The organism is Bradyrhizobium sp. USDA 4452, from assembly GCF_054063575.1.
On the sequence record NZ_JBSSGK010000001.1, the window covers coordinates 7,851,647 to 7,869,392 of the forward strand.

Annotated in this window: 17 protein-coding genes; 5 read left to right on the plus strand and 12 right to left on the minus strand. The window is 65.2% G+C overall.

All coding sequences use genetic code 11. The annotated features are described in order from the left end of the window. Positions 1–4 precede the first annotated feature (4 nt). On the plus strand, positions 5–532 hold the full coding sequence (gene gpt / locus ACVISU_RS37030; RefSeq protein WP_050406380.1) for a xanthine phosphoribosyltransferase: 528 nt from the start codon (positions 5–7) through the stop codon (positions 530–532). Positions 533–682: 150 nt separating this feature from the next. Continuing rightward, on the plus strand, positions 683–1,306 hold the full coding sequence (locus ACVISU_RS37035) for a hypothetical protein (protein ID WP_456710260.1): 624 nt from the start codon (positions 683–685) through the stop codon (positions 1,304–1,306). Between the two features lie 16 nt (positions 1,307–1,322). Here ACVISU_RS37035 and ACVISU_RS37040 read toward each other — a convergent pair whose 3' ends face one another. After that, a complete protein-coding gene (locus tag ACVISU_RS37040; RefSeq protein WP_456710261.1) occupies positions 1,323–2,345 on the minus strand; it encodes a methionine synthase in 1,023 nt (340 codons plus the stop codon). A gap of 99 nt (positions 2,346–2,444) precedes the next feature. Between ACVISU_RS37040 and ACVISU_RS37045 the strand changes: the two genes are divergently transcribed. The 3 genes from ACVISU_RS37045 (at position 2,445) to ACVISU_RS37055 (ending at position 4,872) form a co-directional block, all read left to right on the plus strand. Further along, complete coding sequence (locus ACVISU_RS37045) at positions 2,445–3,149, plus strand: glutathione binding-like protein (protein WP_456710262.1); 705 nt, start codon at positions 2,445–2,447, stop codon at positions 3,147–3,149. 137 nt (positions 3,150–3,286) lie between these two features. Beyond that, positions 3,287–3,898 (plus strand): 2-hydroxychromene-2-carboxylate isomerase, encoded by a 612-nt coding sequence (locus tag ACVISU_RS37050; protein ID WP_050406383.1) that lies wholly within the window; start codon positions 3,287–3,289, stop codon positions 3,896–3,898. After that, positions 3,898–4,872, plus strand: coding sequence for an NADPH:quinone oxidoreductase family protein (locus ACVISU_RS37055; protein ID WP_456710263.1), 975 nt, complete (start codon positions 3,898–3,900; stop codon positions 4,870–4,872). Before ACVISU_RS37050 ends, ACVISU_RS37055 begins: the two co-directional genes overlap by 1 nt. A gap of 87 nt (positions 4,873–4,959) precedes the next feature. Here ACVISU_RS37055 and ACVISU_RS37060 read toward each other — a convergent pair whose 3' ends face one another. From ACVISU_RS37060 to ACVISU_RS37110, 11 genes are all read right to left on the minus strand, one after another. Beyond that, positions 4,960–5,634 carry an esterase/lipase family protein gene (locus ACVISU_RS37060; protein ID WP_050406385.1) on the minus strand — a complete coding sequence of 225 codons (675 nt, stop codon included), beginning with the start codon at positions 5,632–5,634 and terminating at the stop codon, positions 4,960–4,962. After that, positions 5,631–6,521 (minus strand): crotonase/enoyl-CoA hydratase family protein, encoded by an 891-nt coding sequence (locus ACVISU_RS37065; RefSeq protein WP_050406386.1) that lies wholly within the window; start codon positions 6,519–6,521, stop codon positions 5,631–5,633. Before ACVISU_RS37065 ends, ACVISU_RS37060 begins: the two co-directional genes overlap by 4 nt. 125 nt (positions 6,522–6,646) lie before the next feature. Next, positions 6,647–8,065 (minus strand): amidase, encoded by a 1,419-nt coding sequence (locus tag ACVISU_RS37070; protein WP_456710264.1) that lies wholly within the window; start codon positions 8,063–8,065, stop codon positions 6,647–6,649. Further along, on the minus strand, positions 8,058–9,230 hold the full coding sequence (locus ACVISU_RS37075) for a M20 aminoacylase family protein (protein WP_050406388.1): 1,173 nt from the start codon (positions 9,228–9,230) through the stop codon (positions 8,058–8,060). The genes ACVISU_RS37070 and ACVISU_RS37075 overlap by 8 nt, the downstream gene beginning before the upstream one ends. Before the next feature lie 7 nt (positions 9,231–9,237). After that, a complete protein-coding gene (locus tag ACVISU_RS37080; protein WP_456710265.1) occupies positions 9,238–10,758 on the minus strand; it encodes a M81 family metallopeptidase in 1,521 nt (506 codons plus the stop codon). A 275-nt stretch (positions 10,759–11,033) separates the two neighbouring features. Next, positions 11,034–12,698: an ABC transporter ATP-binding protein gene (locus ACVISU_RS37085; RefSeq protein WP_063695601.1), complete on the minus strand. Its 1,665-nt coding sequence runs from the start codon at positions 12,696–12,698 to the stop codon at positions 11,034–11,036. Beyond that, positions 12,695–13,582, minus strand: a complete 888-nt coding sequence (locus ACVISU_RS37090) for an ABC transporter permease (RefSeq protein ID WP_456710266.1) — start codon at positions 13,580–13,582, stop codon at positions 12,695–12,697. The genes ACVISU_RS37085 and ACVISU_RS37090 overlap by 4 nt, the downstream gene beginning before the upstream one ends. 3 nt (positions 13,583–13,585) lie before the next feature. Beyond that, on the minus strand, positions 13,586–14,527 hold the full coding sequence (locus ACVISU_RS37095) for an ABC transporter permease (protein WP_456710267.1): 942 nt from the start codon (positions 14,525–14,527) through the stop codon (positions 13,586–13,588). Positions 14,528–14,790: 263 nt separating this feature from the next. Then, positions 14,791–16,089 (minus strand): ArgE/DapE family deacylase, encoded by a 1,299-nt coding sequence (locus tag ACVISU_RS37100; RefSeq protein WP_456710268.1) that lies wholly within the window; start codon positions 16,087–16,089, stop codon positions 14,791–14,793. Further along, complete coding sequence (locus ACVISU_RS37105; RefSeq protein WP_456710269.1) at positions 16,086–16,283, minus strand: hypothetical protein; 198 nt, start codon at positions 16,281–16,283, stop codon at positions 16,086–16,088. Before ACVISU_RS37105 ends, ACVISU_RS37100 begins: the two co-directional genes overlap by 4 nt. 126 nt (positions 16,284–16,409) lie before the next feature. Further along, positions 16,410–17,717, minus strand: coding sequence for a D-amino acid dehydrogenase (locus ACVISU_RS37110; RefSeq protein ID WP_456710270.1), 1,308 nt, complete (start codon positions 17,715–17,717; stop codon positions 16,410–16,412). Between the last annotated feature and the right edge of the window lie 29 nt (positions 17,718–17,746).

The window sequence follows — 17,746 nt, forward strand, 5'->3', positions numbered from 1 at the left end:
CGACATGGTTGAGAGAAATTCTGAATCGAGTGCACAGGATCGGGCCGGCAGGCCGTTCCCGGTGTCGTGGGATCAATTCCACCGGGATTGCCGGGCGCTGACCTGGCGGCTCAACGAGGTCGGCCCGTTCCATGCGGTGATCGCGATCACCCGCGGCGGGCTGGTGCCGGCGGCGATCGTGGCGCGCGAACTCGGCTTGCGGGTGATCGATACCGTCTGCATCGCCAGCTACGACCACGACAAGCAGGGCGACCTGAAGGTCCTCAAGGGCATCTCGGAGCAGACCGCCAAGCTCGGCGGCGGCACCGGCAAGGGGCTTCTGATCGTCGACGACCTCGTCGATACCGGCAAGACCGGCAAGCTGGTGCGCGAGATGCTGCCGGATGCACATTTCGCGACGGTCTATGCCAAGCCGAAGGGCCGGCCGCTGGTCGACACCTACATCACCGAGGTGTCGCAGGACACTTGGATCTTTTTTCCCTGGGACACCGCGCTGTCGTTCCAGCCGCCGATCAGGGATGGGGCGGCTTAAGGAGTCACCTCGCCCCGCTTGCGGGAAGAGGTCGATCACCGAGCGATCGGGTGAGGGGACTCGCCGCGCGTTCAACTTTCACCATCTTTGCGGAAGCGCCCCTCACCCCAACCCTCTCCCCGCAAGAGCGGGGCGAGGGGAAGGAAGACCATGCCCCTGCAAAACCGCGTCACCCCGACTGGCGATATCGTCGCTACCCATCATCGCGGCACCTTCACCGGCAATCGCGGCATCATCCACGACCCCGCGACGCGGACGCTGCTGAACAGGCGCTGGTCGTCGCCGGCGTGGCTCACCTGCGTCTGCGAGTTCAGGGGACGGCGGCGCAAGGTGATGAGCCGGCAGAGCTGGACCGAGCTGTTCTTCCTCGATGAGGCAACCGCATTCGCGGCCGGGCACCGGCCCTGCTTCTACTGCCGCCGCGACGACGCCAAGCAGTTTCGTGCCGCATGGGAGGAGGGCAACGGCGTGAGCGACCTCAGCGCCAAGGCGATGGATGCGGTGCTGCATGCCGAGCGGCTCGACCGCGGCAAGAAGCGGCTGCATCCGCTGCCGAAGCCGATCGATGAGCTGCCCGATGGCGCGATGGTGCAGGCGAACGGGGAAAGCTTTCTCGTTGCCGGTGGCAAGACCTTGCGCTGGTCGTTCGCCGGCTACGTGCCGGCCGACGCGACCGCTCCCGCCATGCTGCTGACGCCGCCGTCGACCGTTCGTGCGTTCCAGGCCGGCTATCGGGCGGTGCTGCATCCGAGCGCGGCGGCTGTTTTGGGCTGAGCCGCCCGCGCTGCGCCTACGCCAGCCGCTGTCGCGCCAGTTTCGCGCCGTTACCGAGCGCGATCAGCTTGGCTTCGGCGATATCGCGCCGCATCGGGGCCATGCCGCAATTGGTGGTCGCGATGATGTTGCTCTTTGGCACGTGTTTCGCGACCGCCTCGATCACCTTGACGACGTTCTCCGCAGTCTCGACCTCGTCGCTGGCGACGTCGATCACGCCGGCCTGCACGATCTTGCCGGGGAGCGCGGCGAGCAGCTCGATCGGCACCTTCGAATTGCGGCACTCGATCGCGACCTGCTGGATCGTGCTCTTGTCGATCACCGGGAAGGTCGCTTCATATTGCCGCCATTCGCCGCCGAGCGTCTGCTTCCAGTCGGTGTTGGCCTTGATGCCGTAGCCGTAGCAGATATGCACAGCAGTCGCGCAGGAGAGGCCTTCGGCGGCGCGCTCCAGCGCCTTGATGCCCCAGTCGCGCACCTCATCCATGTAGACATTGAACGCAGGCTCGTCGAACTGGATCATGTCGACGCCGTCGGCCTGCAGCGCCTTGGCTTCCTGGTTCAACAGCTCGGCGAAGGCAAACGCCATCTTGACGCGGTCGCCGTAATATTGGTCGGCGATGGTGTCGATGATGGTCATCGGACCGGGCAGGGTGAATTTCAGCTTGTTTTTGGTGTGGGCGCGCGCCGCGCGCGCCTCGCTTTCATGGACGCGGCCCATGAGCTGCAGCGGCGCGACCACCTGCGGCACCATGGCTTTGTAGCGGTCCTTGCGGATGCCCATCTCGACCTTGTGGGCGAAGTCGATGCCCTCGATCCGCTCCAGAAAACCGTGCACGAAGTGCTGGCGCGCCTGCTCGCCCTCGGTGACGATGTCGACGCCGGCATCTTCCTGCAGCTTGACCGCTAGCACCGTGGCGTCGCGCTTGGCGCGGGCGAGCTCGGCGCCTTGCGATTTCCAGGGCGCCCACAGCATATTCGGCTCCGCGAGCCATTCCGGCTTCGGCAGGGAGCCTGCGATCGTGGTTGGAAACAGCATGGGTGCCTCCCGATGGGTTCTGATTGAGCGCCTGTGTGCCATGTCCTAGAGTGGAGGTACAGAACAACAAAAGTCTTTGTGATGGGGAAGTGGACGCCGATGATCGACCTGCACTACGCGCCGACGCCGAACGGCTGGAAGATCTCGATCATGCTGGAGGAGCTGGGGCTGCCCTATCAGGTGATCCCGGTGAACATCCGGGCCGGCGAGCAGTTCCGCCCGGAATTCCTGGTGATCAGCCCGAACAACCGCATCCCCGCGATCGTCGACCATGCGCCCGCCGACGGCGGCGGGCCGTTCTCGGTGTTCGAGACCGGCGCGATTCTGATCTATCTCGCCGACAAGACCGGCCGCTTCCTGTCCAGGGAGCTGCGGGCGCGGTCGAACGTCATTCAATGGGTGATGTGGCAGATGGGCGGCCTTGGGCCGATGCTCGGCCAGCACGGCCATTTCGCGCTCTATGCGGCCGAGAAGATTCCCTACGCGATCGAGCGCTACCGAGACGAGACGGCGCGGCTCTATGGCGTGCTCGACCGCCAGCTCGGCAGGACCGGCGCTCATATCGCTGGCGATGACTATTCAATCGCCGACATCGCCTGCTTCCCCTGGACCATGACCCACAAGGCGCAGGGCTTCACCCTCGACGACTACCCGAACATCAAGCGCTGGTACGCGACCGTGCGTGCCCGCCCGCAGGTGCAGGCGGGGCTTGCGATCGGAAAATTCGTCAAGGAGCCGTTCGACGAGGAGTCACGCAAGAACATGTTCGGCCAGCGTGCGAAGGAGCTGGTCGAGAAGAAATGACCGTCGTCATTCCGGGGCGGCGCGAAGCGACGAGCCCGGAATCCATAACCACCATCGTGAGTATGGATTCCGGGCTCGCGCCAAGGGGCGCGCCCCGGAATGACGAAAGAGAGAGAACTACAACAAAAGGAAACGCCATGATCGAATTCTTCTTCGACTGCTCCAGCCCGTGGACCTATCTCGCCTGGCACAACATCCAGCCGCTGGCGAAAGAGTTCGACGCGCCGATCAGCTGGCGGCCGATCCTGGTCGGCGGCATCTTCAACACCGTCAATCCGTCGGTCTACGCGCAGCGCGAGACGCCGGTGCCGCTGAAGGCGCGCTACATGAAGAAGGATCTGGCCGACTGGGCGCGCTCGGCTGGGCTAGCGATCAAGATGCCGCCGACCGTGTTCCCGGTGAACAGCGTCAAGGCGATGCGCGGCTGCATCCTTCTCGGCAACGAGAAGATGGTGCCGTTCGCGCGCGCGGTGTTCGAGGCCTATTGGGGTGACGACAAGGACATCTCGCAGGACGCGGTGCTGGCCGAAATCTGCAGCAAGCTCGGGATCGATCCGGCGCAGTTCTTCGCCGGCATCGGCGACCAGGCGATCAAGGACCAGCTCAAGGCCAACACCGATGAGGTGATGGCGCGCGGCGGCTTCGGCTCGCCAACGATCTATCTCGACAAGACCGACATGTATTTCGGCAACGACCGCCTGCCGCTGATCCGCGAGGCACTGGCACGCCTCAAGGCGCGAGCCGCCTGATGCCGAAAGCCGTTGTTTGCCGAGAGCTCGGCCCGCCCGAGCGTCTTCAGCTCGAAAATTTTGCCTCGATGTCCTTGCAGCCGGGACAGGTGCGCGTCGCCATCCGCGCCGCCGGGATCAATTTCCCAGACATCCTGATGGCCGCCGGCGAATACCAGCTCAAGCCGCCGCTGCCGTTCACGCCGGGCTCGGAAGCTGCCGGCGATGTCGTCGAGGTCAATGACGCAACCGGGGTTGCCGTCGGCGACAAGGTGATCGTCAAGATGCGCTTCGGCGCCTATTGCGACGAGACCGTTGCGACACCGTCGCAGCTCGTGCCGGTGCCGTCGACCTTCGACTATGCGGAAGGCGCGACCTTCCTTGCCGCACACGGCACTGCGTATCACGCGCTGATCGACCGCGGACAGATCGAGCCGGGCGAGGTCCTGCTGGTGCATGGCGCCGGCGGCGGCGTCGGGCTTGCCGCGGTCGAGATCGGCAAGCTGCTCGGCGCCACCGTGATCGCGGCGGCCTCATCCGAGGAGAAGCTGGCGATCGCCAAGCAACGCGGCGCGGATCATCTCGTGCTCTACGCGCGCGAGCCGTTCCGCGATGCTGTGAAGCGCTTCACCGACGGCCGCGGCGCCGATGTCGTGTTCGATCCGGTCGGCGGCGAAGTGTTCGAGAACTCGATGCGCTGCATCAACTGGGGCGCGCGCATTCTCGTCGTCGGCTTCACCGGCGGCATTGGCCTTGCCCGCACCAATCTGTTGATGATCAAGGGCGCGAGTGTGCTCGGGGTTCGCGCCGGCGAGGCGGTGCGGAAGGATCCTGCGCTCGGCGAAGTCAGGTTCAAGGCGTTGAGCGAATGGGCCGAGGCGGGCCGGGTGCGGCCAAATATCTCACACCGGCTGCCGCTGGAGGATTACGCGAAGGCGATGCGGCTCCTGATCGAGCGCAAGGCGATCGGACGCGTGGCGCTGATGATGCAGTAGTTCGTCATTGCGAGCGAAGCGAAGCAATCCACACTCACCGCATGGCAGGTATGGATTGCTTCGTCGCTTTGCTCCTCGCAATGACGGCTATGCTTTAGTGAATTCCCCATCTCGCAGGAATGCGATGGTCTGCGCGATCGCATCCTTGTTGCGCACCAGCCAGGGATGTGATGTGCGGATCACGATGTGATCGGCCATGCCGTCGAGCCGGGTGTTGGCTACCGACACCCGGCCGTCATGCGGCCGCGGCATGCCCATGGATGTGATCGGATAGACCGAGCGGTTGCCGGCGATGATGCCGGCCTCATAATCGATCGCCGGCAGCAATGCGCTGGTCGCGGCATCGCGGCGGGTGACGAGCTGCTGTCCGGCCGGGCCGAAGAAGGCGCGATAGGCCGCGAGGTGTTTCAGGCGGTCGGCGATCTCGCTGCCGCCATTCGGCGTGCCCAGCATCACGACGCGGCCGAGCCGCGTGGGGCGATATCTCGCCAGGTAGACGCGCGCCAGCAGGCCGCCCATCGAATGGCAGACGAAATGCACGGAGCCGTCGCAGCTCTGGGCGAAGTGATCGAGCGAGGGGTGGATATCTTCGGCCAGCGCTTCGAGCCCTTTGCGCCGGCTGTCATAGTCGAGATTGAGGGTGGCAAAACCGGCATCCTTGAGCGCCAGCTCCATCCTGCGAAACGAGCGCGCCGTCCTGCTGATGCCGTGCAGCAGGACGACGCCGTCCGGGGTGGACGCCGCGGGACGCCGTTCGCTCACTTATACTCGCGCTCTTGCCACCACGGGAAATAGTCGGGCATATCCGACGAGACCTTGTTCTTGAACTGCGCCGGGCGCTTCTCCAGGAACGACACCACGCCTTCCTTGACGTCCTCGGAGCGGCCGCGGGCATAGATGCCGCGGCTGTCGACCTTGTGCGCCTCCATCGGATCGTCGGCGCCCAGCATGCGCCACATCATCTGGCGGATCAGTGCCACCGACACCGGTGCGGTCTTGGCCGCGAATTCCTTGGCGAGCGCGCGTGCGGTCGGCAGCAGGTCGTCGGGCGGCACCACCTTGCTGACGAGCCGGCCGGCGAGCGCTTCCTGCGCCGGGAAGACGCGGCCCGAGTAGCACCACTCCAGCGCCTGTGAGATGCCGACGATGCGCGGCAGGAACCAGCTCGAGGCGGCCTCCGGCACGATGCCGCGCTGGGAGAATACGAAGCCGAAGCGCGCGGCTTCGGAGGCGATGCGGATATCCATTGCGAGCTGCATGGTGACGCCGATGCCGACTGCGGGACCGTTCACCGCGGCGATGACAGGCTTCAGGCACTTGAAGATGCGCAGCGTCACCTGGCCGCCGCCGTCGCGCACCTGAGGATCGCTGTAGTCGACGCTGCCGTCGGAATTGCGCTTGACCGGACCGCGCCGCGCATCGCGGTCGAAGGTGTTGGCGCCGGAGGAGAGGTCGGCGCCGGCGCAGAAGCCGCGGCCTTCACCGGTCACGATGATCGCCCTGACGTCGTCGTCCTTGTCGGCTTTGTCGAACGCATCGATCAGCTCCTGCTGCATCGTGGCGTTGAAGGCGTTGAGCTTGTCGGGCCGGTTCAGCGTGATGGTCAGGATCTGCTCGGCGACCTCGTACTTGATCGTCTCATACGCCATGGGGATGATTTCCTTCCTTTGATCTATTTGTCATTGCCGGGCTCGACCCGCAATCGATCTCTTCTTTATGAAGAAGATGGATGCGCGGGTCGAGCCCGCGCATGACAATTTGGAAGGCCGAGGCGCTACTTCTTCGGCGGCGCAGGCCACGGCTTCTGCAGGCCGCGCAGGCCTTCGAACGCCTTGCCCATGCCGAGCACGCCGATGTCGTCGAAGCGGCGGCCGATGATCTGGACGCCGATCGGAAAGCCCTTCTTGTCGTAGCCGCCGTTGATCGACAGCGCGGGATTCTCCGACATATTCCACGGCGCGGTAAAGCAGATGTGCTCGAACGGCTTTGCCGGGTCGTTGAGCGGTGCTGCGAACTCCGCCGGGAAGTTCACCACCGGCGACACCGGCGAGATCACGTAGTCGACCTCGCAGAACAGTTTTGCGGCCGCCGCGCGGATCGCCATCGTCTGGTTGAAGCCGCGCACCACGTCGACGCCGGAGAGCTTTGCGCCGGCCTCGGCCCAGTTGAGGATATAGGGCAGCGTCTTGCCGCGATCAGCCTGCGACAATTTCGACAACTCGTCCCAGGTCCGCGCACGCCAGAAATTGTCGAGCCCTTCGAGCATCTCCGGCGTCAGGATGCCGTCGATCTCGGTAATGACGGCGCCGGCGGATTCGAACGCCTTCGCTGCCTTGACGACGATTTCGCGAACCTCCTTCTCGACCTTCTGGCCGGAGCCGGCGTCGAGCATCAGCCCGATGCGCAGCTTGCGCGGCGACTTCTCCAGCGCCTTCCAGTTCACCTCGAGCGCCGGCAGGCTCATGCCGTCGCGGCGATCGGGGCGCGACAACACGCTCATCATCAGCGCGGCGTCGTCGACCGTGCGGGTCATCGGCCCTGCGACGCGGCCGACATAGGGCGGGTCGATCGGCACGCGGCCGAGGCTTGGCTTCAATGCGACGAGGCCGCACCAGGAGGCCGGCAGCCGCACAGAGCCGCCGATGTCGGTGCCGAGATGCAGCGGGCCATAGCCGGCTGCACCCGCAGCGCCCGCGCCGGCGCTCGAGCCGCCCGGGTTCTTGCTGACATCCCAGGGATTGCGGGTGAGGGGATGGAACGACGACAACCCCGACGACAGCATGCCGTAATCCGGCATCGTAGTCTTGGCGAAGATCACGCAGCCGGCTTCGCGCAGCCGCGCCGCCGGCGGCGCATCCTTCTCGGCCGGCGCGAGCTTGACGCTGGCAGAGCCCAGCGGCACCGGCTGGCCTTTGGTGGCGACGTTGTCCTTGATGGTGACGGGCACGCCGTCGAGCGTGCCGGCCGGCTCACTCTGCTGCCAGCGCTCGGTCGCGGCCTTGGCGACCTTCCGCGCGCCGTCGGGGTCGTACAGGTACAGCGCCTTGATGTGCGGCTCCCAGGTCGCGACCTGGGAGATGATTTCCTCGAGCACCTCGGAGGGCGAGAACTGCTTTGCACGATAGCCGGCGAGCAGGTCGACGGCCGAAAGATCGTGCAGCGACGTGATGGCGTCCCCTTTCGGCTTATGCATGCGCACCTGCCGGCATACGTTTCTCGATGATGCGGGCGAACATGCTGGCGCCGATCGGCAGGATCTTGTCGTCGAGAACGTAACCGGGGTTGTGCACGGGCACTGAACCGTCATGGCCGACCCAGAAATACGCACCGGGGATGGCCTGCATCATGTCGGCAAAGTCTTCGCTGCCCATCTTGGGCGTCGAGCGGGTGATCACCTTGGCCGGATCGACCACGGTGCGCGCGACTTCCTCGACGACGCGGGACTGCTCTTCCTGGTTCACCAGCACGCTGAAGCCGTCGCGGATCTCGACCGAGATTTCGGCGCCATAGGCCACCGCAAAGCCGGCGGCGATTTCGCGCATGCGCTTGCGGATCAGCTCACGGATCTCGTCGGAGAAGCAGCGCACCGTGCCGCACATCCAGGCTTCGCCGGGAATGACATTGTACGCCGAACCGGAATGGATCTGCGTGATCGAGAGCACCGCAGCCTGCAGCGGATCGACGTTGCGGCTGACGATCGACTGCAGGGCCTGGCCGAGCGTCATTGCGATCACGACCGCATCCTTGGAGCGCTCCGGCATGGCGCCATGCGCGCCGTAGCCCTGGATCCTGATGTCGAAGAAGTCGGCCGCGGCCATCGCCGGGCCCGGCAGGATCGCGATCTCGCCATGGTTGAGGTCGGGCGCGTTGTGCAGGCCATAGACCTCGTCGCAGGGGAACTGCTTGAACAGGCCGTCCTTGATCATGGCGCGGGCGCCCCCGAGGCCTTCCTCGGCCGGCTGGAAGATGAAATGCACGGTGCCGTCGAAATTGCGGGTCTCGGCGAGATAGCGCGCCGAGCCGAGCAGCATCGTGGTGTGGCCGTCATGGCCGCAGCCATGGAAGCGGCCGGGAATGGTGGAGCGCCACTTCAGATTGGTGTTCTCCTCCATCGGCAGCGCGTCCATGTCGGCGCGCAGGCCGATCTTCTTGCTGCCGTTGCCCTTGCCCTTGAGCACGCCGACCACGCCGGTGCCGCCGAGGCCGCGATGCACCTCGATGCCCCAGCTCGCGAGCTTCTCGGCGACGATGCCTGACGTGCGGACCTCCTCGAAGCCGATCTCGGGATGCGCATGCAGATCCCGTCTGATGGCGGTGAGTTCGTCGGCAAAACTGTCGATGCGCTCAATGGTCGGCATGGTCTCTCTATCCGTTTGTGCGTGATGGGGAGGAGGGGGTGAAAGCTGGGCCGTTAGGCTTGATACGAATGCCCGGTCGCAAATGTTTCCACGGCAGCGTCGCGGGATCGGCCGGCATGGCGCCGGGCGCGGCGCAGATCAGCAGCTTCTCGGCGATCGGCTCGAAATCGGCGCGGAAATGCACCGAGCTCTTGTTGACCAGGATCTTCTGCGCGGTCGGCTCGATGCCGACATAGCGGTACATTGCCTGGTAGGCAAGCTGGGCCTTGTAGGAGCCGACCACGACCCGGACGTCGCCGATGCGCAGGCAGGCCGAGGGTCCCATATCCATGTCGCGGCCGCCGTAAAACGGCCCCGGTGCGACGAACCTGCCGTCCGAGAGTTGTTCGACGACGAAGGTCTCACGGTACGGCGTGTCGCCGGGAATTCCTGATTTGCCGCCGAGCTCGAGCGTGACTGATGCCCCGACGCCGGCCGCATGGGCGGCCTGCGCCGACGCCGGATCGCAAATCACGCCGGTGGCGGCACTCGCGCCGTTGCGCACCAGCGCGCGCAGCATGCCGGTGGTGTCGGAATTGCCGCCGGCGCCGGGATTGTCCTGGGTGTCGGCGATGACGATCGGTTTCGTCGCCAAGCGCGCCAATTCCATCGCATGGCGGACGCCATCGTCGGGCGAATAGATGCGGCCATCGAAGTCGTCTTCATGGCCTTCGACCAGCGCGAGGATGTTGTCGGCAGCGGCGTCCGCATCGGCCTGGGTCCGGCCGTAGGCGAACACGCTCGGACCACAATCCCTGAAATCGGCGGCCGGGAAGCCGAACGCAAACGAAAGCGTCGGCACCGCCTCGCTCTGCAGCGCGACGACCTTTTGATAGATGCCCCTGGCCGGCTGGTCGTTGGTGCATTGCCAGCTGATCGGGATCAGGAACGGCACTTGGCGGAATGCCTTGGCGAGGCGCTGCCCGGACTTGAGCAGCAGGGCCAGGTGCCTGGCGCAGGCGCGGCCGGTGTCGGCCATGTCGACATGCGGATAGGTGCGGTAGGCGATCAGCGCATCGGCATGCGCGATCATTTCGGGCGAGACATTCGCGTGCAGGTCGAGGCTCGCGACCAGCGGCACATCCGGACCGATCACCTTGCGGACGCGGGCAAGGATTTCACCTTCGCCGTCGTCGAGGTGCTCGGTCACCATGGCGCCGTGCAGGTCGAGATAGACGCCATCGATCGGCCCCGCCGCGGCAATGCCGTCGACAATCTCCGTCACGATGCGCTCGAAGGCATCTTTCGTCACATGGGCCGACGGAGTTGCGCCGGCCGCGACCGTCGGGGCGAGCTCCCAGCCATTGGCTTCCGCGGCCTCGACGAATCCGGCGAGGCCGGCATTGATCTTGCGCATGACCTTGAGCACGTCGGCGCCGTGCGTCATCGACGGCCAGCCGCCGCCATGCACGAAGTCGTCATAAGTTGCCTTCGTCGGTGCGAAGGTGTTGGTCTCGTGCAGGAAGCCGCCAACGGCAATGCGGGTCATCAAGTTGGTCTCGGTACGTTTCTTCGATCGTGGTGCGATCGGAACGGTGCGCGCCACGATCTCGTTTCGTTGGTTTGAGCGCGAACTTTCGGGGAGGCCAGTGTCTGCCCTCCGGCTCACGCTCTAGCGCGCGACGTTAAGCGTGTCGTCGCGCCAAGCGCAAGCCGTCGAGCACTTCCGGATTTGCATGCCCTATGGGCGTAAAGGCCCAAGGCAGGCCAAAGCCTGCGATCAAGGCAGAGACCGCGGCAGCGGCCGAGGCTACGGCTAAAGACTTAGGCCGTGGCCAGAGCGCTTTCCGAAACGGGACGGAAATTCGCAAAATCCCAGCCGCGCCCAGGGGCAGCCTCGAGCAGCGCCCGGGTATAGGCCTGTTGCGGATTGGTCAGCACCTCGGCCGCCGGTCCCTGTTCCACGACGCGGCCACGCTGCATCACGGCGACGTCGTCGCAGATCTGTGCGGCGACGCGCAAATCATGCGTGATGAACAACAGCGCGATGCCGAGCCGGCGCTGGATCTCGTCGAGCAGATTGAGAACCTGCGCCTGCACCGAGACGTCGAGCGCGGACACTGCCTCATCCGCCACCAGCACGTCGGGATCGAGCGCCAGCGCGCGCGCGATCGCGATGCGCTGGCGCTGACCGCCGGAGAACTGGTGCGGATAGCGCGAGATCGCGTCGGGCGGCAGATGGACGAGCTCGAGCAGCTCGCGGGCGCGCGCCAACGCATCCTTGCGCGGCATGCCGTAATTGATCGGGCCTTCCGCGATGCTCTCGCCGACGGTGACGCGCGGATTGAGCGAGCGATACGGGTCCTGGAAGATGATCTGGATCTTCTGGCGATGCGGCTGCAACAACCGGCGCGACAGGTCGGAGATCTCGCGGCCGGCGAGCCGCACCCCGCCCGAGGTCGGATCGATCAGACGGACGATGCAGCGCGCCACCGTCGACTTGCCGGAACCGCTTTCGCCGACGATGCCGAGCGTGCGGCCCTTGCGCAAGGTGAGCGTGACGTTGCTGGCGGCGGCGACCTCGCGGGCCTTGCCGTACAGCGAGCGCTCCCGGTAGACCTTGCTGAGCTCGTTGGCTTCCAGCACAACCGGCTCCTTGGTCTCCGGGCGCGGCGGGCGCGGCACGAGGCTCGGCACCGAGGACAACAGGTTGCGGGTGTATTCCATCTTCGGATTGCGCAGCACGTCCTGCAGCGGTCCGGCTTCGACCAGCCGGCCGTGCCGCATCACGGCGACTCGGTCGGCGATCTCGGCCACGACACCCATGTCATGAGTGATGAACAAAACGGCCGTGCCGTGGTCGCGCTGCAGGTCGCGGATCAGCGTCAGGATCTGCTTCTGGGTGGTGACGTCGAGCGCGGTGGTCGGTTCGTCCGCGATCAGGAGCTTCGGTTCCAGCACCAGCGCCATCGCGATCATGATGCGCTGGCGCTGGCCGCCGGACAGACGGTGCGGGTAGGAGGAGAAGATGCGCTCCACATCGGGCAGCCGCACATGCTCCATCATTGCCAGGATCTTCTGACGCCGCGCACGGGAGTCGAGATCGGTATGGGCACGCAGCACCTCGTCGATCTGGCGGCCGACCGGCACCACCGGATTGAGCGCGGTCATCGGCTCCTGGAAGATCATCGCCATCCGCGTCGCGCGCAGTTGCCTCAAGCGCCGGTCGGTCGCGGTCAGCAGTTCCTCGCCGACCAGCTTGACGCTCCCACCCGACGGCACCAGCGTGCCCTTCTGCAACAGGCCCATCGTGGTGAGCGAGGTCACCGACTTGCCCGAGCCGCTTTCGCCGACCAGGCACAGCGTCTCGCCCTCGCACACCTGCAGCGACAGGTCGTCGATGATCCGATGCGCGTCCGCCTTGCGGCCGAGGCCGACGATGAGGTTGTTGATGTCGAGGACGACGTTGGAAGAGTTGGTATTGGTCACTTGCCCTCACGCTGTTTTATGCGGGGATCGAGCGCGTCGCGCGCGGCGTCGCCGATCAGATTGATGCTGAGAATGGCGATCGAGAGCAGCAGCCCCGGCCAGAAGATCAGCGACGGCTTGACCTGGAAGAAGGCGCGGCCCTCGGCCATGATGTTGCCCCAGGTCGGTGTCTCCGGCGAGATGCCGGCGCCGAGGAACGACAGGATCGCCTCGGTCAGGATCGCCGATGCGCAGACATAGGTGCCTTGCACGATCAGCGGCGCGATGGTGTTCGGCATCAGATGCCGCCACATGATCTTTGGCAGGCTGGAGCCGAGCGAGATCGCGGCCTCGACATAGGGCTCCTCGCGCGCGGTCAGCACCACCGAGCGCACCAACCGCGCCACGCGCGGGATCTCGGGGATGGTGATCGCGACCATCACGGTCCAGATGCTGGCGCCGGACAGCGACACCACGGCGATCGCGAGCAGGATGGCGGGGATCGCCATCAAGCCATCCATCACGCGCATCATCACCGCATCGACCCAGCGGAAGAAGCCGGCGACGAGGCCGATCAGGAGGCCGACGACGATCGAGAAGACAGCGGAGCCGAGCCCGATTACGAGCGAGATCCGTGCGCCGTAGATGATGCGCGACAACAGGTCGCGTCCATAGGCGTCGGTGCCGAGCAGGTATTGCGCGCTCGCCGGCTTCAGTCGTTGCGCCGGCGTCAGCAAGAGTGGATCATGCGGCGCAAGGAGCGGCGCGAAGATCGCCATCAGGATGATCAGCGCAAGGCAGATCGTCGCAACCGCGATGATCGGCGTCGAAGTGAGGAAGCCGAACTTGACGCGGAACGGCCGGGTGACGGGGATGGTGGATTCGGGAAGGGTTTCGATCGCCATTGCTCAGTACCGGATACGAGGATCGAGCAGGGTGTAGGCGAGGTCGATCAACAGATTGACCGCGACATAGATACCCGATGTCAGGAGGATCATGGCCTGGATCACCGGATAGTCGCGCGCCAGCACCGCATCGACGGTGAGGCGGCCGGTGCCGGGCAGGTTGAACACGCTCTCGGTGACGACGACGCCCGAGATCAGCAGCGCGAAACCGGAACCGATCACGGTGATGACCGGGACCGCGGCGTTGCGCAGCGCATGGCGCAGCAGCACGCCGGTCTCGCCGATGCCCTTGGCGCGCGCCGTGCGTACGAAATCCTCACCCAGCACGTCGAGCATCGAGGCCCGCGTCATGCGCGCGATCAGCGCGACATAGATGAAGGAGAGCGTGCAGGTCGGCAGGATGATGCGCTCGAAGAACGGACCGAAGCCGGCGGAGATGCTCTTGAAGCCCTGCACCGGTACCCAGCGCAGATCGATCGCAAAGACCTGGATCAGCACATAGCCGATCACGAACACCGGCACCGAGAAGCCGAGCACCGAAAGTCCCATCACGCAGCGGTCGATCCAGGTGCCGTGCTTCCACGCCGCGATCACGCCGAGCGGCACCGCGACCAGGATCGAAAGGACGATGGTGGCGAGCGCGACCGAGATCGACGGCTCGAGGCGCGGGCCGATCATCTCGAGGATCGGCTTGTTCGAGATCAGGGAGACGCCGAGGTCGCCGTGCAGCAGCTTTGCGATCCAGGTGTAGAACTGGATGTAGATCGGCTCGTTCAGACCAAGCGAGGTGCGGATGCGATCGAGCTGTTCAGGCGTTGCATTGTCGCCGGCAAGAATGGCGGCCGGATCGCCCGGCGTCAGCCGCAGCAACAGGAACACGAACAGGGCCACCACGCCCATCACGGGAACGGCGGCGAGGATGCGGCGGATCAGATAGCCGAGCATCGCTGCTATCTCCTGCCGTCAGATGGTGCGAAGCGAAGGCTGGGCCGCATCATACTCATGGTGTCCCCGTGATGTGTCTCATGCGCTTCTGCGTCTTGTCTCAAAGCCAGCGCGAACGTGATGAATTTGCAGGCAAATACTGTGCCAATGGCGACGTTATATCAAGGCGCGGTTCGGGCCGTTGGAGGCCTCCCTTGGTTTGAAGCTGCTATTTCGAATTGCACTTGCCGTCGTGTGCCACCGACCTGAAACGACAAGTTCATTCACGCTCGCATCACGCCGCACCAATTGGCGACGAACAGCGCGATGCTCTTGGTTGTCTTGCGAAGGCTGTCGAGCTCGACACGTTCGTTGAACGCATGTGGGCCGACACCGTAAGGACCATAGCAAAGGGCAGGGATGCCGTAATCGACGCAATAGTAGCGAGTGTCGTTGACGGCTGTCGACAGGCGCTCCTGCATCGGAGCCTGGAAGATGGATTGATGGGCTGCCGACAGCGCTGCTTCCGCTTCGCTGCCAGGCTCGCACACCGCCGCGTCTGCCTGAAAACCACTCCACACGAGCTCGGCCGGATTGTCGGACAGGAAGTCGTCGGCCTTGTGCGCCTCGGCCAGGCATTCCTCGATGCCGCGCATCGCCTGCTGCGGCGTCTCGCCGGGCAACAGGCCGAGCCGGCAATCCAGTTCACACCACGCCGCGGTCGAACTCGCCCAGTCGCCGCCCTTGATGATCCCGACGTTGAACTTGATCGGATTCTTGACGCTGCGGAACCAGCTGTTGTCGAGCGCCCGGGCATTGAGCGCCTTGGTGTAATCCTGGAACGCGCGCACCAGATGCATCGCCGACAGGATAGCGCTGGTGCCGGCCTCGGAATAGGCGACGTGCACCGGCGTGCCGCGAACGCGCAGGCGAAACCAGACGGCGCCGACCTGGGCGCGCGTGAGCGTGTGTCCAGTCGGCTCAGGAATGAGGCAGGCGTCGGCGCGATAGCCGCGCATCAAGGTCGACAGCGCGCCGTTGCCGGTGCTCTCTTCTTCGGTCACGGTCTGCAGATGGACGCGCCCGCCCGGGGCGTACCCGGCGTCTCTGAAAGCGTCGAGCGCAAAGATCATCGCCGAGACGCCGGCTTTCATGTCCTGCGCGCCACGCCCGAACATCCAGCCGTCTCGCACGGCGCCCGAGAACGGCGGCTGCTCCCAAAGGTCGGCGGGTCCCTCCGGCACCACGTCGATATGACCTTGCAGGATCAGGCTGCGTCCGCTGCCTTTGCTGTTGAGCGTCGCAACGACCTGCTGCGATCCGGCAAGGTCGATGCCGTCCATCGGCGCAGCCTTCGGATGGCTCATCAGGTTGACGTCGGCAAGGCTGAACGTATCTACGTCGTAGCGGCGCTTTGCGAATTGCTCCGCCAGCCAATGCTGTTGCGGCGCTTCCTGGCCGCGCAAGCTGCGGAACTGCACCATGCGCGACAGGAACGCGACCTGATCGTCGAAGTTTCGATCGACGGCCGCGCACAGCTCTGCGGCAATCTGATCCGGCTTGGTCAACGTCCCGGTTGTCATGTCGCGCCTTTCGTGGAGCCCAGCGCAGCGGCCTGAGCGTTGATCGTTTCGGAAATGCGGCGCACCGAGTTGGTGTGCGTGCGGGAGGCGAGGTTACGTACCGGTCCGCCGAAGAGATCGCCGCCGGCGCAGCTGCCGTCGGGATTCCTGCGTTGGACCGCAATGCCATGCGTGCCCGCTACCCCAATGCGCATTGCCCCCTCCCGCGCTGAAGCGCTTTTCCCCATCGTGACGCTAGACTTTGTCATGCGGTGTTTCTCAGCGAATTCCAACCTGGCCACACGCAAATACGCACATATTCTTCCTCTTCGGTTGGATAATTAGGGGAAAGCTGCGCGGGTGGTCTTGGTCGCATCGACCTGCGACGGCACCATTGAGGGCGTGTCGAGGTCGCGCCAGTCATCGATCGCTCCTGCGACCATCTGCGCCGTCGCAGCCGACAGCGTCCAGCCGAGATGGCCGTGGCCGGTGTTGTAGAACACACCCGGAATCCGTCCGGCACGAACCACCGGCATCATGTTCGGCATCATCGGGCGCAGGCCGGCCCACGGCACGACTTTCGAGGTGTCGATGCCGGGGAAATGCTGCCGCACCCAATCGACCAGCGGCTGGATGCGATCGGCGCGGATGTCGCGGTTGAAGCCGTTGAACTCGGCGGTGCCGGCGACGCGGAAACGGTCGGCGCCGAGCCGGCTGGTGACGATCTTCGCGGCTTCATCGAGCAGGCTGACGGTCGGCGCAGCGTCCCGGCTTTGCGGTGCATCGAGCTGCACGGTGATCGAATAACCCTTCACCGGATAGACGTTGACGCGGTCGTTGAGCAGGCCGGCGAAGTGGCGGCTCGCGACGCCGGCGCAAATCACGATGCCGTCCGCCTGCAACTCATGTCGCGTCGCGCTGTCGGCATCGTGTGAAGTGGCTTGGCTCCAGCCGATACGGAAGCCGCCGTCGTCGCGTGCGATGCTGTCGACGTCGGCTTCATGGACGAAGCTCGCGCCGCGGCGGATGCAGGCGTCGGCGAGGCCGCGCGTGAACTTGTGGATATCGCCGGTCGCGTCCGACGGCGTGAAGAAGCCGCCATAGCAGGTCGTCTGCAGCGCGGGCTCGATGCTGCGGATCTCGTCCGCCGTCACCGGCCGGCGGTCGAGCCCGCCTTGCTGCAGCAGCGTGTTGACGCGCAGGCCAGCCTCGAAGCCGGCCTTGTCGTGATAGACGTGCAGGATGCCGCGGCGTTCGAGATCGAAGGCGATGTTCTCGCGTTGGGCGATCGAGAACAGGTGCTTGCGCGCTTCGATTGCGAGCCGCGTCGTCTCGATGGTGTTGCTGCGATAGCGGCCGATGCTGCCGACGAATTCGCCGATCCAGGAATATTTGTGCCAGCTCGGCTTCGGATTCATCAGCAGCGGCGCGTCGCTTCTGAGCATCCAGCGCAGCCCCTTGAGGATGGTCGCTGCGCTGTTCCACACTTCTGCGTTGCTGGCGGAGAGCTGTCCGCCGTTGGCGAACGAGGTTTCCATCGCGGCGTAGCGATGTCTGTCGAGGACAGTCACCCGGTAGCCGCGCTCCAGCAGGGCATAGGCCGTCGTCACGCCGGTGATGCCGGCGCCAATGATAGCGATGTGAGGCATGGTGGTCTTCAGGCTCCCGTGGGTTAGAG